We start from the raw sequence: 25,736 nt of genomic DNA on the forward strand, positions 1-25,736 counted from the left end.
CAGGTCACGGGACCTTCGGCCTATCCGGGGCGGTCAGGAACGGATGCCGGCGGCGCGCAGGACCGCGGCGAGCCCGGCCGGGCTGCCGGGCCAGTGCCGGTGCAGCGCTTGCGGGCCGGCCCGGCGGGCCACCGACCGTAGCGCCAGCGCCACGATGATCGCGTCATCGGCATAGCCGACGACGGGAATGAAATCGGGGATCAGATCGATCGGTACGGCGAGGTAGGCCAGCAGCAACCACAGCCGCACCCGTACGCCGCGGGGCAGGCCGGCGTCGGCGGCGAGCCGTCGGAGCAGGCGAAGGAGGTCCGGCAGCAGCCGGAGCATCTCACCGAGGCCCGGGCGTTCGTAACGGCGCCCCGCCAGCAGCAACGCCACGATCAACACCAGCCACACCGCGACCAGGCCCAGGCCGGCACCGATCAGGACCTGCCACGCGATCTCCATCAGGATCTGATGGTACGGGGGCCGCGGTCACGCCGCCGCCACCGACCCGGCGCGCTGCCGAGAGTGACCGCTCAGATCGTGAACCTGTCGACGACGCGCTGGAGGTCCCCGGACATCCCGGCGAGACGGTTGGCTGCCTGATCGGCCTCGTTCACGCCGGAGGTGGTCTCCTGCACCGAGGCCGCGACCCCGTTGATGGTGTCCGCGACCTGGGCGCCGGCCTCGGCGGCCTCGGTGACGTTGCGGCTCATCTCGTTGGTGGTGACGGTCTGCTCCTCGACGGCGGAGGCGATCGTGGTCTGGAAGTCGTTGATCTGCCGGATGATCTCGCCGATCTCCCCGATCGCGGCGACCGCGCCGGCGGTGTCGGACTGGATCGCGGCGACCCGGCGGCTGATGTCCTCGGTCGCCCGGCTGGTCTCCTGGGCAAGGTCCTTGACTTCGCTGGCGACCACGGCGAATCCCTTGCCCATCTCGCCGGCGCGTGCCGCTTCGATGGTGGCGTTGAGCGCGAGCAGGTTGGTCTGCTCGGCGATGGCGGTGATCGTGTTGATCACGTTGCCGATCTCGGCCGACGATTCACCGAGTTTGCCCATGACCATGCTGGTGTGCGTGGTGACCTCCACCGCCCGGGAGGCCACCTGCACGGCCTGCGTGGCACTGTGGCTGATCTCGCGGATGGACGCGCCCATCTCCTCGGCGCCGGCGGCGACCGTCTGGATGTTGTCGGACATCGTCGCCGCCGAGTCGGCGACGACGGCCGCCTGCCGGGCGCCCTGTTCGGCGCTGGTCGCGCTGTTGCGGCTGGTCCGGGTCAGCGCCACGGCCTGGTCGGCGAGGTTGCGGGCGTGGTCGCTCAGGTCCGTGACGGTCTGGCGCAGGGTGTCGGTGGCTCGGCGCAGCGAGTCGGCCATGTGGCCGACCTCGTCGCGTTGCCGCACCCGGGGGTCTCCGGAGAGGTCCCCTTCGGCGACCCGGTCCAGGACCTCACCGACCCGGCGCAGTGGCTGCACGATCAGGCTTGCCACGTACAGCGCGGCGATCACCGCGACCACCAGCGCCACGATCGCGGCGACGATGATCAGGACGCGGGTCTGCGACACGGTCTCGTCGAACTTCTCGCCCTGCAGCAGCGCCGCGTCGGCGTACGCGATCTCGTCATTGATCAACGTCTCGTACGCCTTACGCAGGTCACGGTTTTCGCCCAGGGCCGCCCGGATCGCGGCCTCGGGACGGGTCCGGTAGAGCGCGAACTCGGACTCCAGCGCGGCGAACCAGGTGTCCGTGGCGGACTTGATCGCGTCGATGCGTTCCGCCGCCGCCGGGTCGGCGACCGCCCGCGCCGCGGCCAGTCCGGCGTCGACCGCCTCTTTCCGGTTCAGCGCCTCCTCGCTGAAGTCGGCGTCGCCCTCGAGCAGGAAGCCGCGCTCGTCGTTGGCGGCCGTCTTCGCGCTCAGTGCGGCGTTGTTGAGGTTGGTGCTGTACGGCAGGACCTCGGCGATCTCGGTGTTCCGGCTGGTCTGCAGGTCACCGATCCGGGCGACGCTCAGCGCCCCGACGGCCACGGTCCCGGCGACCGCCACGCCGGCGACCGCCAGTACCTTCGTGGAGACCTTCCGGTCCCGGCACCACTGTCCCAGTCCACGGCTGCCTGCCACGTCGATCCCCTCGTTCCGGCGCCGCTCCTTCGCCAGGCGGACGCGCTCTTGAGTCGGCACCCCTGGTGATCTCGCCGGCGGCGTTCGCGCAGTGGCCAGATGACGTCACCCTAGGCCACGTTTCACGCCTTACACGCCGAATGCGGCAATAGCCCCCGGCGATCAGTCGGCGACATGGGCGGTGTTGTCGAGCCAGTGCCGGGCGAGGTCGACGTCGCCGTCGATGCCGATGGTTTCGTCGCCGGTGAGGGGCCGGCGCCGGGTCATGATCAACAGCAGGGAGGCGGCCGGTCCGGTCACCGTCACATCGGCGTCGCCGGTCGCGAGCCGCCAGGTGGCGCCGCCGGGTCGCCGTTCGACGAGCCAGGCGCCGTCCCCGGTGTCGGTGGCCCGCCACTGCAGGGTCTGGCCGGTGCCCCGGATGGCCTCGGCCGACGGCGACCGCAGCATCGCCCAGGTGGGCGAGGTGAGCATCGCGAGATGGTTGCTGATCAGCGCGGCCGCGATGTCGGGGGCGATGTCGGCCGGCCGGCCCGCCGCGTTGGCCGCGTCGAAGCCGTGGACGACCGTCTCGTTGAGGACGCTGGTCAGCCAGAACCGTGTCCCGGTCCGTTCGTCGCCCGCGGCGTTGAACACCGCGGCGTCGAGAGCGTCGTCGGAGCACGCGCTCGTGACCCGCTGTGCGGAGCCGGACAGCCAGGCGTCCCATTCGCCGGGGTCGGCGGGCAGGACGGCCATCTCCGTGGGCAGCTGTGCGGGGTCGGTGACGCGCCGTTCGATGATCTCCGCCACCCAGTGCTGGGTCTGGCCGACGTGTTCGACGAGGTCGGCGACGGTCCACTCCGGTGTGGTGGGCACGGCGGTGTCCGGTCCGGCCGCGGCGGCGGACCGGGCCAGGCCCCGGGTGTGTTCGACGATCGATCGCCGGGCATGTTCCGCGTTCAGGTCGCTCATCACATCATCCTTAGTCTCGGGTTCGCTGTGATGGGTAGACCCGGCGGCCCGGCCGAACTCATCGCGGCGGGCCCTTTCAGGATGACCCGGCCGAGCGTCAACGCGTCTCGGGTGCCTCCGGCGAGGGCGCCCCGGGGCCGGCGAGCCGGGCGACGAGCAGTTCGAGCTGGGCGGCGTACCGCTGGTGGAACTCCGGCGAGTCGGCGGCGAGGCCGGTGAACTGGCGAGCGACCTGTGGCACCACGGTCGGCGCCAGGACGGCGCCGAAGAGCACCAGCATCACGTACGCCGGATCGAGGTCGGCGGCGATCTCGCCCGCCTCCTGGCGGCGCCGCAGATCGTCGACCATGCCGGCGAAGATCGGGTCGTCGGGCATCGGCTCGGTGTCGGTGAGCCCGCTGAAGGCGAGAAGGCGGGCCCCGGACCGGTGTTCCACGTTCATCCGGAGGAAGTCGGTGACCACCTCGGCGAGGGGACGGTCGGCCGCGGTGACCGGGCCGCTGATCGTCTTCCAGCGGTCCTGGAGTGCGCGGAACAACCCCTCCTTGCCGTCGAAGTAGTACGAGATCAGCTGTTGGTTGACGCCCGCCCGCCGGGCGATCGCGCTGATCCTGGCCCCCGCGTAGCCGTGCTCACCGAACTCGATCTCGGCCGCCTCGAGCAGGCGCTCACGGGTGCGCTCGGAGTCTCGCTTGCGGTCCGGGCCGCGCGGAGAACGGCGAGGTGGGTTCACGGCGATCACCGTAGCACCCGAATTATTCAATCGTTTGTTTGACTAAATCAGGTGACGGATTGAAACTGGGGGCATGACGAACTTCCACGTACTGGTGATCGGAGCCGGCATCGGCGGCCTCGCCCTCACCCAGGGTCTGCGCCAGGCCGGGGTGCGGGTCACCGTCTTCGAACGCACCCGATCCCGCACCGACTGGCTGCAGGGCTACCGCATCCACATCAACCCGGCCGGGAGCCGCGCCCTGCACGACTGCCTGCCCCCCGAGGCCTGGCAGCGCTTCCTGGACACGGTCTCCACCGTGGGCGGCGGCTTCGGCTTCGTCACCGAACACCTGCGTGACCTGCTGCGATTCACCGAGCAGGAGATCACCCCGGACGCCGGGCCGGCCGACGCCCACCACGGCGCCAGCCGCATCGGACTCCGCGAGGCCCTGCTCACCGGGCTCGACGACGAGGTGCTCCACCTGGGGGCCGAGTTCGAGCGCTACTCGATCGCGCCCGACGGGCGCGTCACCGCACACTTCACCGACGGCAGCGCGGCGACCGGCGACCTGCTGGTCGGTGCCGACGGCGCCAATTCACGGGTACGCGGTCAGCTCCTGCCCCACGCCCGCCGCATCGACACCGGCGTCCTCGCGATCGCCGGCAAGCATCGCCTCCCCGACTCCGACCTGCCGACGGTCCTCGTCCGGGACACCAACATGGTGATCCCGGCCGGACGCGGCTCCCTGTTCACCTCGGTCTGGCATCCCGACCGGGTCGCCCCCGCCGGAGACTCGTTGCCGCTCGACACCTCGAGCGCGTACGCCATCTGGGGATTCGGCGACGCCACCGCGACGTTCCCGCCCGGCGTGACGGATCTGTCCGGAGACGACCTGCAGCGTCTCGTCCTGGAACGCACGGCCGGCTGGGCGAACGGGCTACGCCGGCTGATCGAAGGCTCCGACCCGGCGACGGTCAACGCCATCCGGGTACGCAGCGCCACCCCGGTCGGCCCCTGGGAGACCGGCCCGGTCACCCTGCTCGGCGACGCGATCCACAACATGACCCCGATGGCCGGCATCGGCGCGAACACCGCCCTGCGCGACGCCGACCTGCTGCGCCGCCGGCTACTCGCGGCCGACCGGGGCGACATTCCGCTGCACCGGGCGGTGCGCGACTACGAGGAGGAGATGCGCGGGTACGGCTTCGCCGCGGTCGCCCAGTCGCTGCGCAACGCCCGGATGTCCGCATCGGGCAGTCGCGCCGGCCGGTACGCCTTCCGCGCCGTCCTGCGGAGCGTGCACGCCGTCCCACCGCTCAGGCGCAGAATGGCGACCGGCCTGGGCTCCTAGCGACGATCATCATGTCCGCTTCCTCTGCCGGGCTCGGGCGGCCTCTCGCTGCGCGCACCATGCCTCGATGTCGGCGGCCAGCCAGATCTTGCCCTGACCGAGTTCGGCGACCGGGCGCGGGAAATCGGCCCGGCTCGTGATCTGATACACCCGCTGACGGCTGAGCCAGCCCAGCCGCACCCGGATTTCATGGCTGCCGACCAGCGACAGCTTCCGCGTTCCCATGAACACGATGGTAGTCGCTGGACAAGATTCCCAGCGACAAGGTCACCCGCACCGGGGTCTAGGCACGAGCAGCGGCGATCCCGGCGCCCGCTCGTCGCCGATCAGCCGAGTCGACCGAGGACGTGGTGGCGCGTCCGGCCCTCCACCCTTCGGTCGATCATGGACCTACCGCAGGTCGAGGTCCGCGGCGTAGAGGCGCAGGTGCCCGATCAACAGCTGGGAGCGGTCGGGCCGGTCGCGGACGAGTTCGGACACCCGCCGCGGTTCCCGGACGACCGCCGGGACGGCGCGCGGTTTCCGCGAAAAACCTGACGGGCCGGAGAGTCGCTGCGCGCCGTGGGGATCGGGGCGGCCGTACCCTCGGAGCCGTCACCGACGACCTCGCCCGCGGGAGAAAGCCGATGAGCGTTCTGAAGGCCCTGTTGTCCGGACTCGGCGCCGGTTCGATCGAGGTCGTCGACCTCACCGCGCCGCTGTCGGCGAGCACGCCGATCCTGCAGCTGCCGCCGCCGTTCGCCAACACGATCCCGTTCGGGCTCGAGGAGATCAGCCGGTACGACGACCGCGGCCCCGCCTGGTACTGGAACGACATCCACACCGGCGAGCACACCGGCACCCATTTCGACGCGCCGATCCACTGGGTGACCGGCCGGGACGGTGACGACGTGTCGCAGGTGCCGCCGCGGCGGCTGGTCGCGCCGGCGGTGGTCGTCGACGTCGCCGACCGGGTCGCGAAGGACCCGGACTTCCTGCTCGAGGTGCGGCACCTGCGCGAGTGGGAGGACCGGCACGGGCCGCTGCCCGACGGCGGGTGGCTGCTGCTGCGCACCGGCTGGGACGCCCGTTCCGGTGACCAGGAGGCGTTCCTGAACGCGAACGAGACCGGCCCGCACACCCCGGGCGTGTCGGTGGAGGCCGCGCGCTGGCTGGCCGAGGAGTCGCCGGTGATCGGCATCGGTGTGGAGACCGTCGGCACCGACGCGGGTGCCGCGCACGCGTTCGACCCGCCGTTCCCGTGCCACTCCTACCTGCTGGGGGCCGACAAGTACGGGCTCACCCAACTGCGCAATCTGGACCGGCTGCCGCCTACCGGGGCGGTGGTGATCGCGCCGCCGCTGCCGATCGTCGGCGGTTCCGGCAGCCCGGTGCGCGTCCTGGCTCTGATCGAGAAGTGAGCGACCACACCGTGGCCGACCTGGTCGGCGAGACGCTCGCGAAACTCGGCGCGGACCGGGTGTTCGGCGTCGTGGGCAGCGGCAACTTCCACGTCACGAACGCTCTGGTCGCGCACGGGGCCCGGTTCGTGGCGACCCGGCACGAGGGTGGCGCGGCCACGGCGGCTGACGCGTACGCGCGGGTCAGCGGCCGTCCCGGGCTGGTCACGGTGCATCAGGGCTGTGGGCTGACGAACGCGATGACCGGCATCGCGGAGGCGGCGAAAAGCCGTACCCCGATGGTGGTTCTGGCCGCGGAGCCGGCCGCGACCGCGCTGCGCTCCAACTTCCGGGTGGACCAGGACGCGCTGGCCCGCGCGGTCGGCGCGATCCCGGACCGGGTGCACAGCGCGCAGACCGCGGTCGCCGACACCGCCCGGGCCTGGCGGACCGCGGTCCGCGAGCGGCGGACCGTGGTGCTCAACCTGCCGCTGGACGTGCAGGCCGCGGCCGCCGAGCCGGCCGATCCGCCACCGGCGCCGGCGGTGCAGCCGCCGCGCGCCTCCGACGACGCGGTGACCGCTCTGGCCCATCTGCTGGGCGGGGCCGAACGGCCGGTCTTCATCGCCGGCCGGGGTGCGGTCGCGGCCGGCGCGGAGGTGGCCGACCTGGCCGTGGCGTGCGGTGCGCTGCTGGCCACGTCGGCCGCCGCGCGGGGCCTGTTCGCCGGCGACGACTGGAACCTGGACGTCTCCGGCGGTTTCGCGACCCCGGTGGCGGCCGAGCTGATCCGCGCCGCCGACGTGGTGGTCGCCTGGGGCGCGTCGCTGAACATGTGGACCAGCCGGCACGGTTCGCTGATCGGCCCGGACACCGTGGTGGTGCAGGTGGACCTGGACGAGGCCGCCTTCGGCGTCCACCATCGCATCGATCTCGGCGTCTGCGGTGACGCGGGGCCGACGGCGGTCGCGGTGGCTGCCGCGCTGCCCGGGCAGCGGGTCGCCTACCGGACCGATCCGGTACGCGCGAAGCTGCGCACCGGCGCACGCTGGCGTGACGTGCCGTTCGACGACGACGGCGACGACACCCACATCGACCCGCGGACGCTGGCGATCGCCCTCGACGACCTGCTGCCGACCGAGCGGGTGGTGTCCGTCGACTCGGGCAACTTCATGGGCTACCCGTCGATGTTCATGTCCGTACCGGATCATCGCGGGTTCTGTTTCACGCAGGCGTTCCAGTCGATCGGCCTGGGCCTGGCCACCGCCCTCGGAGCGGCCCTGGCGAGCCCCGGCCGGCTGCCGGTGGCGGCGTGCGGCGACGGCGGTTTCCTGATGGGCATCGCCGAACTCGACACCATCCGTCGGCTCAACCTCGGCATGCTCATCGTGATCTGGAACGACGAGGCGTACGGCGCCGAGGTGCATCATTTCGGCCCGGCCGGGCACCCGATCTCCACGGTCGTCTTCCCGGAGACCGACCTGGCGGCGATCGCCCGCGGGCACGGCTGCGCCGCGGTCACGGTACGCGGCCCGAACGATCTGGAACCGGTCCGCGAGTGGCTGGCCGGCCCGCGGGACGTCCCGATGGTCGTCGACGCGAAGGTGGCATCCGGCCGCCCGGCCTGGTGGCTGGAGGAGGCGTTCCGCGGCCATTGACGCGGACCGTACGCGTCCCGGGCCGTTCCGCGATCTTTCCAAACCGGGTGTCCGTGGGAGAGACTGCGGACATGGGGCAGGTGTATCCGATGCCGACAGTCGGTGACGTCTTCACCGACGTACGCGGCGATGGCCGGACGATGCGCGTCAGCTACCACGAGAACCGTCAGGTGGTCGTGGTGTCGTTGTGGGCGGACACCGTGTGCCGCGGCTCGTTCCAGTTGGCCGCCGACGAGGTGGGCCGCCTCACCGCGCTGCTGGCACAGGTCGCTCCCACCACTGCCGAGATCCCGTCGCCGGCACCGTCGCCGGAGCAGACCGGCGACGTCTCCATGCTGGCGCTCCCCACCGCCCCGGCTCCGCGGGTCGCCTGAGCCTCGCGCCCCGCGACGGGCGCGGGGACGGGGTTCAGCGGCGGCCGGTGGAGAGGGCGACGAGGAACTGGCCGCCGCCCGGTTCGACGGTCGTGGTCACGGGGAGGCCGGGCACGAGGCGGGTGAAGCGGTCGGCCAGCCAGTCCGCCGCCTCCTGGGCGTCCTTGCGGCTGGGGCAGCGGGCCACCAGTTCCCGGCCGCCCTTGCGTTCCAGGCGTTCGGCGACGGTGAGCAGCGGGGCGGGCTCGATCACGTTGAGCCGGTCCGGCCAGGCGATGACGATCTTGACCGCGCCTTTGCGGGAGTTGCAGGCCCGGTGGGCGAGCCGCTCGGCCAGTTTGGCTTTCCGGTCGGCGGTCCGGGCGTCGACGCTGGGGCCCCGCGGATCGTTCACCGACATGTCGGCGTCGACCGGCTCGTCACACACCCAGCAGCGCCATCCGTCGCGCTTCGCCACTTCGTCAAGGGAGCTCATCGTCCACGAACCTACCCGCCGGTGGGGCGGCGGACGGCCGCGGGGTCATTCCGGGACCGGTCGACCGGGAGGCATTGTGTCCTTGCGGTTCGCACCATCATCCTTGGCTGATGGTGCAGATCGCCTCATCAGACACGGGTTGGCCGCGGATCTCGGCGCCGGTCGCCGCCCTGTTCCGCCGTGGGGCGCAAATGGCGCTGGACCCTCCCGCGGGGTGGATGGAGGGTCTGCACGCGGCGTCGCTGAGCAGCGAACGGATGCGGCCGGTCGCCGACGACCCGGTGCTGGCCGCGGCGGTGCGGCGCAGCAACGTCGCCAACCTGCGCCAGTGGGCGTCGGCCAACGTCCGCTCGCCGGGTGCCCGGGTGCCGGCCGGGCTCGATCCGGACGCTCTCGGCACCGCCCGCGATCTGGTCCGCCGTGGGCTGGACAAGAGCGCGCTCGACTCGTACCGGACCGCGCAGGGTGTGGTGCTCCGGCGCTGGATGGAGATCTGCTTCGACCTGACCGCCGACCCTGCCGAACTGCGTGAGCTGCTCGATGTCTCCACCCTGTCGATCTCGACGTTCATCGAGGACACCATCACCGCGGTGTCGGCGCGCATGGAGGCCGAACGCGCCGAGCTGACCGCCGGCACGCACGCCGAGCGGCGGGCCGCGGTGACCCTGCTGCTGGAGGGCGCCCCGATCGGCCGGGGCCGGGCCGAGGCCCAGCTCGGCTACCGGCTGACCGGCCCGCACACGGCGGCGATCGTCTGGAACACCGGCACCCCGGCGCCGGACGAGCTGGAGGCGGCCGCCGAGACGCTGATGCGGGCCACCGGCGCCGGCCACCGGCTGACCGTCGTCGCCAGCACGGCCGCGCTGTGGCTGTGGCTGCCGGTCGCGACACCCGTCCCGCTGAGCCGGCTGACCACCGGGCTCACCGCGTACCCCGGCGTCCGGGTCGCGGTGGGCCGGCCGGGCAGCGACGTCGACGGGTTCCGCCGCAGCCACCTCGACGCCACCGCCACGCAGCGCATGCTGACCCGGCTCACCTCACCACAGCAGATCGCCCGCTACACCGACATCCAGCTCGTCGCGCTGCTGACCACCGAACCGGCCCAGACCGACGAGTTCCTCACCGACACCCTCGGCGACCTGCGGCACGCCGACGCCGACACCCGGGAGACGGTGCTGGTCTACGTCCGCGAGCAGTGCAGCGCGACCCGCGCCGCCGAGCGGCTGTTCACCCACCGCAACACGGTGCTACGCCGCCTGGCCCGCGCGGACACGCTGCTCCCCCAGCCCCTCGCCGACGACCTGCTCGGGGTGGCCGCCGCGCTGGAGGTGCTGCGCTGGCGCGGCTGACGGTCAGCCGCGACCGAACAGGCGACGGTCCCAGGCGACGACCAGCTTCGGGTACAGGCGCGGGAACAGCCGTACGAGACGGTCGGTGTGTTTCGCCTCGCTGCCGACCCGGATCCGCGGTGAGCCGGCCCGCACCCCGTCGACGATGATCCGGGCAGCCCGGTCGGCGGGCATCCGGAGCAGCTTCTCGTTGTAGGTCCGGACGCGCTGCTCCTGCTCCGGCGTGGGCCGCACACCCTCGCGGGCGGCCTGGCGCAGCGCCGCCGAGGCGATGTCGGTCCGCACGCCGCCCGGGTGCACGACGGTGACGCGCACCGGGTGCCGGCCGGCGAGCATCTCGGTGCGCAGCACCTCGGTGAAGCCCCGCACCCCGAACTTGCTGGCGCAGTACGCGCCCAGCGTGGGCTGAGCCATGATGCCGTTGAGGCTGGAGATGGTGACGACGTGCCCGTCACCGGAGGCGATCAGGTGCGGCAGGAACGCCTTGGTCCCGTGGATGACACCGAAGAGATTGACGGACAGGACTCTCTCGTACGCCGTCCAGTCGCTCTCCAGAATGGTCTGCCCGCCACCGCTGATCCCGGCGTTGTTGTAGAGCTGGTGCACCACGCCGAAGTGTGCGGCGACCTCCGTCGCGTACGCCTCGACGGCTTCTCGATCGGTGACGTCCAGGCGGGTGCCGTGCACCTCGGCCCCGAGCGCCTCGACCCGGTCGACGGTCTCGCCCAGGCCGACGACGTCGACGTCGCTGAGCGCCAGGCGCGCGCCACGTTCGGCCAGCAGTATCGCCAGGGCCCGGCCGATCCCGGAGCCGGCGCCGGTCACCACGACGACCTTGCCGTTCGGTCCGCCGCTCATGCCGCCGTCACCGCCACCCGGCCGAAGTGCAGCTCCGGGTCGGTGACCGCGTCGGCACGCAGCAACTTCACGTCCGACTGGTAGTCCATGGAGGTCAGCCACGGCATCCGGTCACCCTGCCGGGGCAGCTGTCCGACGGCCCGCTGGATGTAGCCGGCGCCGAAGTCCAGGAACGGCCGGGTCGGCATCGCCGGGTCGGCCACCTCGGGCCGGCAGACGTCGTAGCCGTGCGTGTCCATGTGCTGGAGCAGCCGGCAGAAGTGCTCGCAGAGCAGCCCGATCTTCAACGTCCACGACGAGTTGGTGTAGCCGATCGCGAACGCGAAGTTCGGCACCCCGGAGAGCATCATGCCCTTGTACGCGACCGTGTCCGGCAGGCGCACCGGCGTGTCGTCGACGGTGATCGGGACGCCGCCCAGCGCCAGCACGTTCAGGCCGGTCGCGGTGACGATGATGTCGGCAGCCAGCTCACGTCCGGACTCCAGCAGCACGCCGTGCTCGGTGAACGACGCGATCCGGTCGGTGACCACGGACGCCTTCCCGTCCCGGATCGACCGGAACAGATCACCGTCGGGGACCACGCACAACCGCTGGTCCCATGGGTCGTACGGTGGGTGGAAATGCTCGTCGACGGGATAGCCGGCCGGCAGCTGCCGGGCATTGACCCACCGGATGATCTTCCGGGCGGTCGCCGGGTACCGCTTCGAGAACGCCCAGATGGCCTTCTGCTGAGCGATGTTCTTGCGCCGGGTCCAGGCGTATCCGCGCTGCTCGCCGAGGTACCTGCGAAACGCGATGGCCAGGGCGTCCCTCTTCGGCGCCGGCAGCACGTAGGTGGGGGTGCGCTGAAGCATCATCACGTGCGCGGCGTCGCCGGCCATCGCCGGGACGATGGTGACCGCGGTCGCGCCGCTGCCGATCACCACGACCCGCTTGCCGTGATAGTCGAGGTCCTCCGGCCAGTGCTGCGGGTGCACGATGGCCCCCTGGAACCGGTCACGGCCGGTGAACGACGGGGTGAAGCCCTCGTCGTAGCGGTAGTAGCCGCCGGCCGAGAAGATCCAGCCGCAGGTCATGGTGAGCCGCTCGCCGGTGTCGGCGCGTTCCACCTCGACGGTCCAGCGCGCCCGCTCGCTCGCCCAGGACGCGCCGACCACCCGGTGGTGGTAGCGGATGTGGGCGTCGAGGCCGTTCTCGGTGGCCGTCTCGCGCAGGTAGGCCAGGATCCGGGGCGCGGACGCGATCGACTCCTCGTCGCGCCAGGGCTTGAACTCGTACCCGAAGGTGTGCAGGTCCGAATCCGACCGGATGCCCGGGTACCGGAACAGGTCCCAGGTGCCACCCGAGGCGGCCCGCGCCTCCAGGATCGCGAAGCTGCGCCCGGGAAGTTCGGTCCGCAGGTAGCGCCCGGCGCCGATGCCGGAGATCCCGGCACCGACGATCAGCACGTCCAGGTGCTCGGCGTCCGCCGCCTTGTCGAAGATCACCATGCCACTCCGCTCGTACCGACCGGTGATACCTGTCCAGGATCGGCAACCGCGCCCCTGCCGCGCCAGGGAGGATCGCACCGGATGACCGTCTCGGTGGTGCACTCTGCACCAGCGCCGTCTCCCGCTAGCCGGACAGGGCGGCGAGGCGGTCCCGCCGGACGTGGGACAGCTCGTGGTGGTGCTGGTCGCCCGGGTGGCTGTCCGGGTCGACGTGCACGGTGGCGGCCGTGAGGCGGGGCACGGCGTGGGTGAGCTGGTGTTCGGCGTCGGCGGCGATCTCGTGGGCGGCGAGCAGGCTGAGCCCGGCGTCGACGACGATGGCGGCCTCGGCGTGCAGACGGTGTCCGATCCAGCGCAGCCGCAGCCCGCAGACGTCGCGGATGCCGGGGACCGCACGCAGCGCCTGTTCGGCGCGGTCGACGAGGTCGGGGTCGACGCGGTCCATCAGCCGCCGGTAGACCTCGCGGGCGGCGTCCTTGAACACGAAGGCGATGGCGGCGGTGATGGCCAGGCCGACGACCGGGTCGGCCCAGCCCCAGCCGAGCCGGGCGCCGGCGGCGGCCAGGACGACGGCGAGGGAGGTGAAGCCGTCGGTGCGGGCGTGCAGCCCGTCGGCGACCAGGGCGGCCGAGCCGATGCGGCGGCCGACGGCGATGCGGTAGCGCGCGACGATCTCGTTGCCGGCGCATCCGATCAGTCCGGCGGCGAACACCCACGGCAGGTGGGTCATGGTTCGCGGGTGCAGCAGCCGGTCGACGGCGAACCCGGCGGACGCCACCGCGGAGGCGGCGATGACCAGGACGATCACGATGCCGGCCAGGTCTTCGGCGCGGCCGAACCCGTACGTGTAGGCCCGGGTGGCGGCCCGCCGGCCGAGCCAGAACGCGATGCCCAGCGGGACGGCGGTGAGCGCGTCGGCGACGTTGTGCAGGGTGTCGCCGAGCAGGGCCACCGAGCCGGAGAGGGCGACGACGGCCGCTTGCAGCAGCGCGGTCACGCCGAGGCCGGTCAGCGAGATCCACAGGGCGCGCATGCCGTCGCGGGACGATTCGAGCGCGGAGTCGACCCGGTCGGCGCTGTCGTGCGAGTGCGGGGTGAGCACGTGCCGGAGCCGGTGCAGCCGTCCGTGATGGTGGTCGTGGCGGTGCTCGTGGGCGGACATCGGGCGCCTTCCCTCGTGGTCGAGACGCCCCATAATATGTGCTCATGCGCGCACGCGACAACGTTGCAGATGCCAATGACCTGCAGAAACGTGTTCCGGGCAACGCCACGGTGGAGGCGGCAACGGTGCTTCTCGGCATGCTCGCCGACGCCACGAGACTGCGGCTGACGGCCTGCCTCGTACACGGCGAACAGGACGTCACCGCGCTGACCGCCGCCGTCGGCGCGGCCCGCCCGGCGGTCTCCCAGCATCTCGCCAAGCTGCGGCTGGCCGGTCTGGTGACGGTACGCCGCGACGGCCGCCGCCAGGTGTACGCGCTCGCCGGCCCGCACGTCGGCCGCCTGGTCACCCAGGCGTTGCGCACGGCCGAGCACCGGTGACGGCCGGGCGCGGCACGACCCGCGCCCGGCCGATCGCGGTCAGCAGCCGTTTCGGGTCGCGGCGACCGCCACGTCGTCGTACCAGAGGGTGTCGGCGCCGTCGCCGTAGCTCTCCCAGCCCAGGCGCAGGTCGGTGAGGGCCGGGCGCCACGTGCGGTTGAGCCACTGGCTGTCGATGTCGTGGGTCGGCGTGCCGTCCTCGAGCAGACCCGGGACCGAGGCGCCGTTCAGCCAGGTCTCGATCGTGCCGTTCGCACCGTCGATCTTGAACTCGACGCAGTTCCAGGTGTTCACCGGCAGCGGCCTCGACAGCGCCACACCCGCCGGGCTCTGCTCCGGCAGCGTGGCGTCGTCGGAGGCCCGGTTGAACTGCAGAGCCCCGTTCTGGCCACCGAACCGCAGGTCCTTGCCGCCGTCGTTGGCGTCGGCCATGGCCACCGTCGTGACGTGCGCGGCGGGCAGCGCGGTCGTGTGCCGCACCCAGTAGCGGATGTACCGGGTGCCGGTCGCCGCACCGATCAGGTCGGTGTTGCGGGCGAACACGTGGTTGCAGTAACCGGCCGCGCCGTTGATCCGCAGCGAGGTGCTGCCGGTGTGCGCGACCGTCCGGTCGATCGCGGCGGTGCCGGCGCCGGAACAGTCCGGGCTGGTCACCGCCCACGTACCGGCCGGGACCGAACCGGCCTGCGACTCGAAGCCGTCACAACGCGCCGTGGTCTGGCAGCCGGCGGGCGGAGGCGACGACGACGGCACGGAGGGGGAAGGCGCGGACGGGGACGGTGCCGACGGGGACGGTGCCGACGGGGACGGCGAGGACGGGGACGGCAGGCCGGACGCGTCGGTGGGCACCGGTTCGGGTCCGCACGTCGCCCCGTTGAGGCGGAACGTGGCCGGGGCCGAGTTGCCGCCGGAGTACGTCCCCTGGAAGCCGAAACTGGTCGACGCGCCGGTCGCCAGCGAACCGTTCCACCCGACATTGGTGGCGGTCACCGCGGCCCCGGTCTGCCTCACGGTCGCGTTCCAGGCCGAGGTGACCTGCTGGTTGCCCGGGAAGTCCCAGGCCAGTGTCCAGGACGTGACCGCGGCGCCCAGGTTGGTGATCTTGACGTCGGCGGTGAAGCCGGTGTTCCAGGAATTCGCCGTCCAGGTCACGTCGCAGGTCGGCGCGGCGGCCTGGACCGGCCCCAGCACGGCGACACCGACGGCGGCGCCGGCCAGGGCCACGATCGTCGTTACCGGTACGAGTCTCATGAGCACACCACCCCGTTGAGCTTCACGGTCGCCGGGGCGGCGGCCGTGCCGTTGGCGGTGAAGCCGACCGTGACCGAGGCGGCCGCCGCCAGCGACGGCGAGTAGCTCGGCGCGGCGGCCGTCACCGTGGTGCCGGACTGGGTGACCGTGGCGTTCCAGCCGCTCGCCAGCGTCACGCCGGACGGCCAGGTCCAGGTCACCTGCCACGGGTTGACCGCGCTGCCGCCGGTGTTCTGCACGGTGAGCTGGCCCTGGAAGCCGCCCTGCCAGGCGTTGGCCTGCGCGTAGGTGGCCTTGCACCCGCCGGTCACCGGTGGTGTGGAGCCCGACGGTGACGGCGAGGCGGTTCCGCCGCCGGCCACCGGCGCGATCAGGTAGGGCTGCAGGATCGCCTGTTTGGCCTGGTTGACCGTGGTCCAGTCGTCGTTGGCGATGCCGCCGGTGTCGCCGGAGTTCGGGTTCCACGACCAGTAGGTGAACGACATCCCGTTCACCCCGGTGCCGGTGTACGCCATCAGGTTCTGCAGCCACACCCGGTCGATGTCGCTGGCCAGGGTCGTGCCGAACTCCCCGATCATGATCGGCGCGATGTTCTGCTTGTACAGGTAGCCCCAGTACTTGTCCCAGATCGCCGGCATGTTCGCCGGGTAGGCCGGGTCGTCGAACCAGGCCTGGTGGTAGACCGAGGTGGCATACTCGTGCGGCGAGTAGACCAGCCGGTTCGCCACGTTCAGGCGCACCGGGTACGCGCCGGCCTTGGAGAGGTTGCCGCCCCACCAGCCGCAGTCCTCGTCGTTGCTGGTGTCACCGTCCCACACGTTGGAGAGGCCGCCGCTCGGGCAGCTCACCCCCTCCACGAAGATCAACCAGTTGGGCTGGACCGAGAGGATCGCGTTGCCGGCCCGCTCGGCGGCCAGCCGCCAGTCGCGGGCCGTGTCGCCGCAGCCCCAGCAGGCGCCGGTGGCGGCCGGGTTGGTGCCCTCGGCGTGCGGTTCGTTGTGCAGGTCGGCGCCGATCACGGTGGTGTTGCCGGCGTAGCGCTGGGCGAGCGCTTTCCAATCCGCGATCCAGGTGCTTTCCGGTACGGCCGCGGTGTACCAGAGCGGGGTCTGCCCCGCCGCGGTCGGCCGGTGCCGGTCCAGGATGACCCGCATGCCCTTCGTACCGGCGTAGGCGACGACCTTGTCCAGGATCTGCAGCGGAGACAGCCCGACCAGGTCCGGGTTGACGAAGTCGTTGACGCCGGTGGCGGTCGCACCGGTCTTGAGGGCGTCGTCGGAGAAGGGGATCCGCAGCGTGTTGTAGCCGAGCGAGGCCATCGTGTCGAGCTGCCCGCGCCACGGGTTGCTGGACCACAGGCCGTGGAACGTCTTGTTGTCGGTCTCCATCCCGAACCAGTTGATGCCGGTCAGCCGGACGGTGGCGCCCGTGCTGTCGACGATCTTGTTGCCGCTGGTGTGCAGGTAGCCGGTCCCGGTTCCGCCGGTGGCGGCGGAGGCCGGTGGAGCCGTGACGACCGCGGCGGTCAGCGCCGCGGCGGCCAGCGCGGTCGCGCCGGCCAGCCATCTTCGAGGTTTCATGCCGGGAGCTCCTTCGAGGACGTGAAGGCGGGACACGTCATCGTTGCATGGGAGCGCTCCCACAAACAATGTTCATCAATATGACGCCCCCCATCGGCGGCAATTGCGTTGATGCCTTCCACCCGCATGGATCAAGATGCGCTCGTGGATCCCTACCTGAACACCGAACGCCTCACCCTGCGCCGCTTCACCGCCGCCGACGCGGACCTGCTGATCGAACTGGACAGCGACCCCGCCGTCATGCGCTACCTGACCGGCGGCGAGCCGACCGCACCGGACGAGATCCGCGAACGCGACCTGCCGGGCATTCTCGCCGGCTACGACAGGTGGGACGGCGACTTCGGCGTGTTCGCGGCGCACGACCGGGACCGCGGCGCCTTCGTCGGCTGGTTCCTGCTGCGCCCCGAGCGGACCGGCCCACGCGACGAGGCGGAACTCGGCTACCGGCTGCGCCGGGCCGAGTGGGGCGGGGGTTACGCCACCGAGGGCTCGAAAGCCCTGTTGGGCAAGGCGTTCACCGACCTCGGCGTACGCCTGGTCTGGGCCGAGACGATGGCGGTGAACGAGGGATCCCGCAAGGTGATGGAGAAGATCGGCATGACGCCGGCCGGCACCCTCGACACTCCCCCCGACATGCGGACGATCGAGGGCTGGGAGAAGGGCGGCGTGCGTTACGAGATCACCCGGCAGCGGTGGGAACAGCGCTGAAGAACCATTTCCGGTACGCGTGACCTCGCCCCGCCAGGTCAGGCCGTCCCGTCCGTGCGGCGCGCGCCCGGCGGATGGTCCCGCCTGTGCCGCGCCCGCCGGGCTCAGATCGGCGCCCGGGCGGGCCGGCGCGGGCGTCGCCTCACCCACCTGCCGCCGCTCGCGCCGTCTCCGGCAAGCTCACCGGTGGCTCGCGCGCGCACTCCCGAGGTCAAGGTCGAAGGGCTGACGAAGCCGTTGCATCGCCTCGGCGCTGCGGTCGGTCTCCGCCTTCGGCGCCTGGTCCTGCGCCGGCCGGTCGTCGGCCCCACGAAACTCCACAGCATTCACGGACATCCCGGCTCCCCGTTCCTCAGTCTCACCGTTGGGCGGCAGTATTACCCATACTTCTCCGTTCGGGAACCGATTTGTCGTTCACTGTGAGCAACGCAGTGGCTCGCCCGAGGGATCCCTACGGCGAGGAGCCAGGCCGTCAGGCCGTCGCCACCCGGCTTCCCGGCGCGGGCCGCCACCACCACCGTCGGTGATCGGCGGCCCGACATCGTTGCGACATGACGCTCAGCAGGTGGCGTGCGCCCCGCCGTTCGAGGTCCAGTACATCGTGCCGCCCTGGAACAGCTGGTACCGGCCGCCGCCGCCCGGGGTGTCCGCCTCGTCCGCGATCGGGTAGCGCAGACAACCGCGTTCCCAGCCCTTCGCCGCCCACTGGCTGCGAATGGCGCCGTAGACGGGATGCGCGCCGGTCGCCGGCGTCCAGTAGATCGAGCCGCCACGTTCGAAGTGGTTGTAGCGGCCGACGCCGTCAGGTGTGGTCATTTCGTCGGTGACCGGGTAGCCGTAGCCACCCTCACGCCCGTACTGCCCCCATTTCTGGAGGATCGCTCCCCACACGACGTGCGCGCCGGTACGCGAATGCCAGAAGACGCTGCCGCCCCGGAACCACTGTTGCCGGCCGCCTCCCGCCGCGTCCGCCTCCGTCGTCGTGGGACAGCCGAGTTTCCCGTTCTGCGCGTTGAGCGACAGGTACTTGTCCTCGATCGCGCCGTAGACGAGAACGCCGCAGTGATAACTGCCCTCACCCGCACGCGCCGGCGCGGAACCGATCATCGCGCTCACCGCAAGGCTCGCCGACATGGTGGCAACACCGAAAATCAGCCGCTTGAACATCGCATCCTCCAAATAGTCCGGCTTTTACCTTTCGCGAACTCCGAAAAGGTAGGCATACCACCCAGGGCTCGCGGCCGGCGGAGGTTCGGCACGGCCCCGGCCGGAAGGACCGCTGATCTGCCGGATCACCCGAGCCGGCGGGACGCGGCCCGCGGCGGTCCGGCCCGGCGGCCGGGACGACGGTTCACCGCCCGGGCGGGGCGGTGCTTTCGCGGATGACGAGTTTCGTCGCGAGTTCGATGCCGGTCTGCGAGACGGGTTCGCCGCGGCCGAGGGCGAGTGCCAGCTCGGTCGCGGCCATGGCCATCTCGGTGAGCGGCTGGTGCACGGTGGTCAGCGCCGGGTGGAGCATCGCCGCGACCGGCAGGTCGTCGAAGCCGACCACGCTCAGGTCGTCCGGGATGCGCAGTGCGCGTTCGCGTGCCGCCCGGTAGACGCCGACCGCCTGCAGGTCGTTGCCGGCGAAGATGGCGGTGGGCCGTTGCGGACGGTCCAGGAGTTCCAGCGCCGCGCGGTGGCCGCCCTCCTCGGTGAGCGGCGCGCGGACGACGTCCTGGTCGCGTGTCGGCAGGCCGGCCGCCTGCAGGGCGGAGCGGTGCCCGTCCAGCCGCGCCTGGCAGAAGAGGTGGCCGGGGCCGCTGACCATGGCGATGTCGCGGTGCCCGAGCCCGGCCAGGTGGCGGGTGGCCGAGCGGCCGCCGGCCCAGTTGGTCGCGCCGACGAACGGGACGTCCTCGGGGAACTCGCTGGCCGGATCCAGTACGACGAACGGGATGCCCCGCGCGCGAAGCTGGTTCTGCTCGCTGTCGGAGAGCTGGGCGACCGTGACGATGCAGTCGGACCGGCGGGCGATGGTGTCGTCGATCCAGTAGTGGATCGTGTTGCGGTCGGGGCCGAACTCGGTGAGCACCAGGCCGACGCGGTGCTCACGGACGACGCGCTGCACGCCGCGGATGATCTCGAGGCCCCACATGTGCTCGAGGTCGCCGACGACCAGTTCCATGAGGTTGGTGCGCTGGACCGGGTTGGACTTGCGGTAGCCGTACTGGCTGATCAGCGCCTCGACGCGGGCCCCGGGTCTCGGCGGCGACACCGGAGCGGCCGTTGATGACTTTGGAGACGGTCGGGATGGAGACGCCGGCGGTCTGTGCGATGTAGGAGATGGTGACCGGTTTGACGGTGCCGGCCGGCGGCTGCTCGGTCACTGGTTCTCCCTCACCGGATCGGCTCGTAGTCGAACCAGTCGAACAGGACCGTACCCGCGGTGGCGAACATGCCGATCACGCGCCCGGTGAAGCCGCCGGCCACCTCGGTCGACAGATATCGCCCGTCGAGCTGGGCCAGCGTCTGGAACGTACCGTCCGCGGTCTCGATCCCGAGGTGCAGTTCGTCCGGCCCTTGGGTGGGGTGCCAGTGGCCGTCGGGGGTGGCGATGACGTCGATGCGCAGCCGCACGGGCCCGGCGGCCAGCGGCCTGGTGGTCACGGTGTGCAGCACGGAGCCGAGGCGGGCGGTGACGCGCACGATGCCGTCACCGGCCTCCAGCTCGTAGTGGTGACGTTCGTCGAGGCGTACGGCCAGGCCACCGCGTCCCGCCCCGGGATCGAGCAGGACCCGTACCCGGCAGGAGGGATGTTGCTGGCGCCGGCCGACGAAGGTGACGCCGGGATTGTCGAGGGAGGGGCCGCGGGCGTGCAGGGCGAGCCAGCCGGGCCGGTCGGTGGTGGACCAGCTTCCGGCCGGCCGGGATCGTACCGAGATCCACCGGGGATGCAGGTCGAGGTCGTCGAAGTCGTCGCGGACCTGCGGCGGGGCCGGTGGCGGCACGGGCCAGGGTGCGGTCATCTCGGGCGTGAGGTCGCCGGGCGCCGGCCATCCGTCGGTCCACGCGACGGGCACCAGGTAGGTTTCCCGGCCGAGCACGTGCCAGCCGGGGGTGCCGCCGCCGGGCCGCACTCCGAGCAGGACCATCCACCAGGAGCCGTCGGGCCCTTGGACGAGGTCGGCGTGGCCGGTGTTCTGGATGGGCCGGTTGCTGCCCCGGTGGGTCAGGATCGGGTTCGCCGGGCAGGGCTCGAACGGCCCGTTCGGTGAGGTGGCGCGGGCGATCGAGATGGCGTGTCCCCGTTCGGTTCCGCCTTCGGCGATCAGCAGGTACCAGTGTTCGCCGATCCGGTAGAGGTGCGGGGCTTCCGGCGCCTGGGCGTGCGGGCCGCCGGACCACAGGCGGTGCGGGCCGTCGAGGGTGCGGCCGGTGGTGGGGTCGAGGCGTATCTGGGAGATGCCGGCGTAGGTGCACCAGCAGTTGCCGTCGTCGTCCCAGGCGAGGTCGGGGTCGATGCCGATGCCCGGCACGGGGACCGGATCCGACCAGGGGCCGCGGGCGTCGTCCGCGGTGAGGATCATGGAGCCGCCGCCGGGTGCGACGTTGGTGGTGATCAGCCAGAACCGTCCGTCGTGGTGGCGCAGCGTCGGCGCGTAGACGCCGCCCGAGGAGGGTGTGCCCGGCGGCAGGGTCAGCTGGCCGGGGCGGTCCAGGGCGTTGCCGATCTGCTCCCAGTTGACCAGGTCGCGGCTGTGGAAGATCGGTACGCCGGGAAAGTACTCGAAGCTGGAGCAGGCGAGGTAGTAGTCGTCGCCGACCCGGCAGACGCTGGGGTCCGGATGCATGCCGGCGATCACCGGGTTGGTGAAGGTCATCCGGTCTTCTTCTCCCACGTGGTAGCGGAACTTTCCGATCTCACGGTCCAGGTCGGCAACAGCTACGCCGACAAGCTCAACGCCATGCTCGGCGCCCGCTGCCCGGCGGCGAACGTCCAGCCCAGGCTCCAGCCGGTGATCGGGTCGCCCACATCGGTCACCCGTACGTCGGCGGTGAACCCGCCGGGCCATTGCGCCGACACCGCATACGTCACCCGGCAGCCGGTGGCCGCCTGCGCACTGGTCGCCGTCGTCACGCCCGCGACCAGCGGGACGGCCGGGAGGACGGCGACCAGACCCGCGCGGGATCGCGTTCTTCGTGTGCTCCGCACGTTCATGAGGTTCTTCCTCTTTCACGGCAGGCTTGGAAAGTTTCCGGTTTCGGGCACCCTACCAGCACCATTCATGTCCGCCTATGAAAGCGCTACCCTCCCCCGAGGTCAGGTGTGGGTTCCGCTGGCGTCGGCGTCGGCGGCGTCGTGTCAGCGGCCGTGTCAGAGCGATGACCGTCCGGTGTCAGGGGCCCCGGCGATCGTGGTTCTCGTGAACGGCTCGACGACGACAGCCACGACATCCGCCCCCGCCGACGGGGCTCGACCTGAGGAGAACACGATGCCGAGTTTCGACACCGCGACCCCGATCACCACCGGCCAGGAGCGTCCGGAGCTGCAGCAGATCCTGGAGACCTTCGTGGACGCCGGCTTCGCCAGCGTGGAGATGCGCATCCACGACGATCAGGGCGACTGGGTCGGCCGCGCCGGGGTGAGCGAGTTGGGCGGGACCGCCGGGCCGCCGGCCGGCGGACAGGTCTGGGCGGGCAGCGTGATGAAGACGTTCACCGCCACCCTCGTGCTGCAACTGGTCGCCGACGGTGAACTCGGACTGGACGACCCGGTGGCCGGCCACCTTCCCGACCTCGGGCTGGACGAGCGGATCACCGTCCGGATGCTGCTGCGGCACACCAGCGGGCTCTACAACTACACCGGCGAGCCCGACGCCGACGGAACGTTCCGGATGGGGCTGCCCTCCCAGGGCAAGGACTGGGTGGACAACCGGTTCCACACCTACCGGTCCGAGGAACTGGTGCGGTTCGCGCTGGCCCAGCCGGCACGGTTCGAGCCGGACACCGACCAGAGCTACTCCAACACCAACTACACGGTGGCCCTGCTGCTGATCGAGAAGGTCACCGGGCGTTCGTACGCGGAAGAGGCGCGACGGCGCATCCTCGGGCCGCTCGGGCTGTCGGGCACCGTGGTGTCGGCCACCTCGCCGGACCTGCCCGGCGCGCACGCCCACGGCTACTACCGCTACCAGGACGGCGACGAGTGGAAGGTGGTCGACGTCAGCCGCCAGAACCCGTCCCTGCTGGCCGGCGCCGGTGACCTGATCTCGACGGCGGGTGACCTCAGCACCTTCGTCTCCGCGCTGCTGGGCGGCCGGCTGCTGCCGGCTTCGATGCTGGCCGAGATGCTCACGCCGTACGGAAAATTTCATATCGGTCTGGGGTTGTGGGTGCAGGATCTGGGCCCGGGCAACGGCACCATCGTGCACCACAACGGCGGCGCCCCCGGCGGCTACGGGGCACTGATGATCAGCACACCCGATGGCCGTAAGACCCTGACCGCGTCGCTGACCACCGGGGACCGCGACCCGGCGGAGGTGTTCCCCCCGGCGCTGGGCGGCCTGATCCAGGCGGTGTTCCTGCCGTAGGGCGCGGCCGGCGCCCGGAGCGGCTCAGACCACGGGTTCGGAGTCGCGACGGGCGCTGGCCAGGATGGCGGGCAGCAGGCCGGGGAAACGGGATTCGAGGTCGGCGGTGCGCAGCGAATTCAGGATGGCGGTGCCCTGGTAGCGCTGCTCGATGAGGCCGGCCTCGCGCAGCACCCGGAAGTGGTGGGTGGAGGTGGACTTGCCGACCGGGAGCCCGAACGACAGACAGGCCTGCTTATGCTGACCGTCGGCGAGCCGGCACACGATCATGCGGCGGATCGGATCGGCGAGCGCGGACAGGATCGTGTCCAGGCGGAAGTTCTCCGGGCTCGGATGCTCCAGGGTACGCATCGATGGCTCTCCGCAAAGTCGCGCTTGAAGTACGCCGCTCATCGTACTAACGTCGCCCTTTGTACGAACATCATCGTACTACCCGGGCATGGTGAAGGCGGCCGTCAACCACGACGACGGCTCCCCTCCCCGATGCGGCCTTCGGCCGCGTGCTGCTCATCGCCTGACGACAGGAGAAGACCATGCGACGGTACGGGCTATGGGCGCCCGCCGGCATCTGGCCGACCGACCCGGACGCGGTCGCGGAGGCCGCCCGCGAGATCGAACACCTGGGCTTCGGGGCGTTCTGGGTCGGCGGCAGCCCCGCTGACGACCTGGCGCTGGCCGAGGCGATCCTCGCCGCCACCAGCAGCCTCACGGTCGGCACCAGCATCGTGGACATCTGGACCAGCGACGGCGACCGGCTGGCGGCCTCGCACGCACGGATCCGGCAGGCGTACCCCGGCCGGTTCTATCTCGGCGTGGGCTCGGGGCACGCTCCGACCGCCGAGTCCCGCGGCCAGGCCTACACCCGCCCGCTGACCCGGCTGCGGGACTTCCTCACCGGCCCGCTGTCCGACGTGCCGGCGAAGGAGCGGATGATCGCCGCGCTCGGCCCGAAGACCCTGCGGACGGCGGCTGAGCTGACCGCCGGCGCCCTGCCGTACCTGATGCCGCCCGCGCACACGGCCGAGGCGCGCCGGATCCTCGGGGACGGGCCGCTGCTCGTACCGGAACAGAAGGTCTTCCTCGGCACGGACCCGGCCGTGGCCCGCACGGCGGGCCGGCGGGCGCTGCGGATCTATCTACAGTTGCCCAACTACACCCGGCAGCTGATCCGGTACGGGCAGGACGACTCGGATCTGGCCGGTGCGGGCAGCGACCGGTTCATCGACGCGGCCGTCGTGTGGGGCGACGACGACCGGGTCCGCACCGGCATCGACGCCCACCTGGACGCGGGCGCCGACCACGTGGCGGTCCAGGTCCTCACCGAGGAGGGCTCCCCGCGCCGACTGCCTCTGGCCGAGTGGCGGCGGCTGGCCGCCCTGCTCGACCTCGATCAGGCCTGATCGCGGAGAAGCCGCCGCGTGATGCCCGGGCCGTCATGCCGCGGCCCGGGCGCAGCGGTCCGCGGCCGCCACGAAAGCCCGGACCCGCGCCGTCTCCCGCCCGGTGGGCCACACCGGACCCCAGCACAACGGCGGCGCGTCCCGCAGCGGCACGTAGACCACGTCGGGGCGGGTGTAGAAGCGGGTGACGTGCTCGCCGACGACGAACGCCCCCTGCCCCGCGCCCACGAGCGTCAACACCTCCTGGAACGTCTCGGCGGTAGGCGCGTCCCCTGCGGGGGCGACCGCGGAAAGTGAGCACGGCGCCGTGACCAGGCGGACACGGGCGAGATCCTTGACCGACAGGGCCGCCGCCCGCGCGAACGGGTGGCCGGCCGGGACGGCGAGCATCCGCTGCTCGGTCAGCAGAACGGGGCCGACGGTGAGCCCCGGCCGGTCCAGTGGGAGACAGCCGACGAGCACGTCGATCTGGTCCGCGTGCAGGCGCTCGACGGCGCCGCCGGACTGCACCTCCCGGGCCTCGACCGCGCAGTCCGGGTGTCCACGCCGGAACCGCTTCGCCACGGTCATGACGAGCTGGCCCGCCGCCGCGCCGACGTAGCCGACCCGCAGCGTTCCGGTGAGCCCACGGCCGTGCGCGACGGCTCGTGCCATCGCCGCCACGACCCCGTCGTACGCCGGCTTGAGGTCTTCGTAAAGCCGACGACCGGTCGGGGTGAGCGTCACCCGGCGGCTGGTGCGCTCGAACAGCGGCACGCCGACGCGCCGTTCGAGCACCCGCACGACCTGGCTGACCCGCGTCGTCGTGACGCCGAGCCGCCGCCCGGCCTGGCCGAAATGCAGCTCCTCGGCCAGGGCCAGGAAGACCTCGATCTCGTGCCGTTCCACGGTTCCCGCCCCTCGATCGTGAAGCAGAGCTTCACGATCGTTGCACAGGTCGGCGTTGTCACGGACTCGTCGACTCACGATC

General features: G+C 71.7%; 26 protein-coding genes and 1 pseudogene. 9 read left to right on the forward strand and 18 right to left on the reverse strand.

Going from position 1 to position 25,736, the window contains the following annotated elements:
* Positions 1 to 33 precede the first annotated feature (33 nt).
* The 4 genes from J5X75_RS37700 to J5X75_RS37715 form a co-directional block, all read right to left on the reverse strand.
* Positions 34 to 447, reverse strand: coding sequence for a YkvA family protein (locus tag J5X75_RS37700; protein ID WP_208472472.1), 414 nt, complete (start codon positions 445 to 447; stop codon positions 34 to 36).
* 71 nt (positions 448 to 518) lie between these two features.
* Entirely contained in the window at positions 519 to 2,105 is a 1,587-nt protein-coding gene (locus J5X75_RS37705; protein ID WP_208472474.1) for a methyl-accepting chemotaxis protein, read from the reverse strand.
* Between the two features lie 162 nt (positions 2,106 to 2,267).
* A complete protein-coding gene (locus J5X75_RS37710; RefSeq protein WP_208472475.1) occupies positions 2,268 to 3,059 on the reverse strand; it encodes a maleylpyruvate isomerase family mycothiol-dependent enzyme in 792 nt (263 codons plus the stop codon).
* A 97-nt stretch (positions 3,060 to 3,156) separates the two neighbouring features.
* Positions 3,157 to 3,792 carry a TetR/AcrR family transcriptional regulator gene (locus J5X75_RS37715; RefSeq protein WP_208472477.1) on the reverse strand — a complete coding sequence of 212 codons (636 nt, stop codon included), beginning with the start codon at positions 3,790 to 3,792 and terminating at the stop codon, positions 3,157 to 3,159.
* A 73-nt stretch (positions 3,793 to 3,865) separates the two neighbouring features.
* Between J5X75_RS37715 and J5X75_RS37720 the strand changes: the two genes are divergently transcribed.
* On the forward strand, positions 3,866 to 5,125 hold the full coding sequence (locus tag J5X75_RS37720) for an FAD-dependent oxidoreductase (RefSeq protein WP_208472479.1): 1,260 nt from the start codon (positions 3,866 to 3,868) through the stop codon (positions 5,123 to 5,125).
* 9 nt (positions 5,126 to 5,134) lie between these two features.
* On the opposite strand, the gene J5X75_RS37725 is transcribed toward J5X75_RS37720, so the two are convergent.
* Complete coding sequence (locus J5X75_RS37725) at positions 5,135 to 5,350, reverse strand: helix-turn-helix transcriptional regulator (protein WP_208472481.1); 216 nt, start codon at positions 5,348 to 5,350, stop codon at positions 5,135 to 5,137.
* A 401-nt stretch (positions 5,351 to 5,751) separates the two neighbouring features.
* Between J5X75_RS37725 and J5X75_RS37730 the strand changes: the two genes are divergently transcribed.
* The 3 genes from J5X75_RS37730 to J5X75_RS37740 all read left to right on the forward strand — a co-directional run bounded on the left by J5X75_RS37730 (position 5,752) and on the right by J5X75_RS37740 (position 8,536).
* Entirely contained in the window at positions 5,752 to 6,525 is a 774-nt protein-coding gene (locus J5X75_RS37730) for a cyclase family protein (RefSeq protein WP_208472483.1), read from the forward strand.
* Entirely contained in the window at positions 6,522 to 8,162 is a 1,641-nt protein-coding gene (locus J5X75_RS37735) for a thiamine pyrophosphate-binding protein (protein ID WP_307798516.1), read from the forward strand. Before J5X75_RS37730 ends, J5X75_RS37735 begins: the two co-directional genes overlap by 4 nt.
* Before the next feature lie 89 nt (positions 8,163 to 8,251).
* Complete coding sequence (locus J5X75_RS37740; protein ID WP_208472485.1) at positions 8,252 to 8,536, forward strand: hypothetical protein; 285 nt, start codon at positions 8,252 to 8,254, stop codon at positions 8,534 to 8,536.
* A gap of 34 nt (positions 8,537 to 8,570) precedes the next feature.
* Here J5X75_RS37740 and J5X75_RS37745 read toward each other — a convergent pair whose 3' ends face one another.
* Entirely contained in the window at positions 8,571 to 9,011 is a 441-nt protein-coding gene (locus J5X75_RS37745; protein WP_208472486.1) for a hypothetical protein, read from the reverse strand.
* Between the two features lie 191 nt (positions 9,012 to 9,202).
* On the opposite strand from J5X75_RS37745, the gene J5X75_RS37750 reads away from it, so the two are divergent.
* Positions 9,203 to 10,360: a PucR family transcriptional regulator gene (locus J5X75_RS37750; RefSeq protein ID WP_238490656.1), complete on the forward strand. Its 1,158-nt coding sequence runs from the start codon at positions 9,203 to 9,205 to the stop codon at positions 10,358 to 10,360.
* 3 nt (positions 10,361 to 10,363) lie between these two features.
* Here the strand turns inward: J5X75_RS37750 and J5X75_RS37755 are convergent, their stop codons facing one another.
* The 3 genes from J5X75_RS37755 to J5X75_RS37765 form a co-directional block, all read right to left on the reverse strand.
* Positions 10,364 to 11,218 (reverse strand): SDR family NAD(P)-dependent oxidoreductase, encoded by an 855-nt coding sequence (locus tag J5X75_RS37755; RefSeq protein ID WP_208472490.1) that lies wholly within the window; start codon positions 11,216 to 11,218, stop codon positions 10,364 to 10,366.
* Positions 11,215 to 12,708, reverse strand: a complete 1,494-nt coding sequence (locus tag J5X75_RS37760; RefSeq protein WP_208472492.1) for a flavin-containing monooxygenase — start codon at positions 12,706 to 12,708, stop codon at positions 11,215 to 11,217. The genes J5X75_RS37755 and J5X75_RS37760 overlap by 4 nt, the downstream gene beginning before the upstream one ends.
* 124 nt (positions 12,709 to 12,832) lie before the next feature.
* Complete coding sequence (locus J5X75_RS37765) at positions 12,833 to 13,870, reverse strand: cation diffusion facilitator family transporter (RefSeq protein ID WP_208472494.1); 1,038 nt, start codon at positions 13,868 to 13,870, stop codon at positions 12,833 to 12,835.
* A 44-nt stretch (positions 13,871 to 13,914) separates the two neighbouring features.
* Here J5X75_RS37765 and J5X75_RS37770 point away from each other — a divergent pair, with 44 nt between their 5' ends.
* Positions 13,915 to 14,250, forward strand: coding sequence for an ArsR/SmtB family transcription factor (locus tag J5X75_RS37770; protein WP_208472496.1), 336 nt, complete (start codon positions 13,915 to 13,917; stop codon positions 14,248 to 14,250).
* Between the two features lie 39 nt (positions 14,251 to 14,289).
* Here J5X75_RS37770 and J5X75_RS37775 read toward each other — a convergent pair whose 3' ends face one another.
* Both J5X75_RS37775 and J5X75_RS37780 read right to left on the reverse strand, forming a co-directional pair.
* Positions 14,290 to 15,501, reverse strand: coding sequence for a cellulose-binding domain-containing protein (locus J5X75_RS37775; RefSeq protein ID WP_208472497.1), 1,212 nt, complete (start codon positions 15,499 to 15,501; stop codon positions 14,290 to 14,292).
* Positions 15,498 to 17,081, reverse strand: a complete 1,584-nt coding sequence (locus J5X75_RS37780) for a cellulase family glycosylhydrolase (RefSeq protein WP_208472499.1) — start codon at positions 17,079 to 17,081, stop codon at positions 15,498 to 15,500. The genes J5X75_RS37775 and J5X75_RS37780 overlap by 4 nt, the downstream gene beginning before the upstream one ends.
* Positions 17,082 to 17,225: 144 nt before the next feature.
* On the opposite strand from J5X75_RS37780, the gene J5X75_RS37785 reads away from it, so the two are divergent.
* Positions 17,226 to 17,789, forward strand: coding sequence for a GNAT family N-acetyltransferase (locus J5X75_RS37785; RefSeq protein WP_208472501.1), 564 nt, complete (start codon positions 17,226 to 17,228; stop codon positions 17,787 to 17,789).
* Positions 17,790 to 18,347: 558 nt separating this feature from the next.
* Here the strand turns inward: J5X75_RS37785 and J5X75_RS37790 are convergent.
* From J5X75_RS37790 to J5X75_RS45745, 5 genes and pseudogenes are all read right to left on the reverse strand, one after another.
* Entirely contained in the window at positions 18,348 to 18,956 is a 609-nt protein-coding gene (locus J5X75_RS37790; RefSeq protein ID WP_208472503.1) for an LGFP repeat-containing protein, read from the reverse strand.
* A gap of 184 nt (positions 18,957 to 19,140) precedes the next feature.
* Entirely contained in the window at positions 19,141 to 20,049 is a 909-nt protein-coding gene (locus J5X75_RS37795; protein ID WP_307798518.1) for a substrate-binding domain-containing protein, read from the reverse strand.
* A 22-nt stretch (positions 20,050 to 20,071) separates the two neighbouring features.
* A pseudogene (locus tag J5X75_RS46490) lies at positions 20,072 to 20,161 on the reverse strand (hypothetical protein); the annotation flags it as partial.
* A 10-nt stretch (positions 20,162 to 20,171) separates the two neighbouring features.
* Entirely contained in the window at positions 20,172 to 21,656 is a 1,485-nt protein-coding gene (locus tag J5X75_RS37805; protein WP_208472508.1) for a glycoside hydrolase family 43 protein, read from the reverse strand.
* Positions 21,657 to 21,718: 62 nt separating this feature from the next.
* Positions 21,719 to 21,994, reverse strand: coding sequence for a cellulose binding domain-containing protein (locus tag J5X75_RS45745; RefSeq protein ID WP_208472510.1), 276 nt, complete (start codon positions 21,992 to 21,994; stop codon positions 21,719 to 21,721).
* A gap of 274 nt (positions 21,995 to 22,268) precedes the next feature.
* Here J5X75_RS45745 and J5X75_RS37815 point away from each other — a divergent pair, with 274 nt between their 5' ends.
* Positions 22,269 to 23,366, forward strand: a complete 1,098-nt coding sequence (locus J5X75_RS37815; RefSeq protein WP_208472512.1) for a serine hydrolase domain-containing protein — start codon at positions 22,269 to 22,271, stop codon at positions 23,364 to 23,366.
* Positions 23,367 to 23,390: 24 nt separating this feature from the next.
* On the opposite strand, the gene J5X75_RS37820 is transcribed toward J5X75_RS37815, so the two are convergent.
* Positions 23,391 to 23,717: an ArsR/SmtB family transcription factor gene (locus J5X75_RS37820; RefSeq protein WP_238490657.1), complete on the reverse strand. Its 327-nt coding sequence runs from the start codon at positions 23,715 to 23,717 to the stop codon at positions 23,391 to 23,393.
* A 182-nt stretch (positions 23,718 to 23,899) separates the two neighbouring features.
* On the opposite strand from J5X75_RS37820, the gene J5X75_RS37825 reads away from it, so the two are divergent.
* Entirely contained in the window at positions 23,900 to 24,766 is an 867-nt protein-coding gene (locus tag J5X75_RS37825) for a TIGR03620 family F420-dependent LLM class oxidoreductase (RefSeq protein WP_208472515.1), read from the forward strand.
* Positions 24,767 to 24,799: 33 nt separating this feature from the next.
* Here the strand turns inward: J5X75_RS37825 and J5X75_RS37830 are convergent, their stop codons facing one another.
* Positions 24,800 to 25,654 carry a LysR family transcriptional regulator gene (locus J5X75_RS37830; protein ID WP_307798519.1) on the reverse strand — a complete coding sequence of 285 codons (855 nt, stop codon included), beginning with the start codon at positions 25,652 to 25,654 and terminating at the stop codon, positions 24,800 to 24,802.
* Positions 25,655 to 25,736 lie beyond the last annotated feature (82 nt).

It is taken from the genome of Actinoplanes flavus (assembly GCF_017592555.1).
In the GTDB taxonomy this organism is placed as follows: Bacteria; Actinomycetota; Actinomycetes; order Mycobacteriales; family Micromonosporaceae; genus Actinoplanes; species Actinoplanes flavus.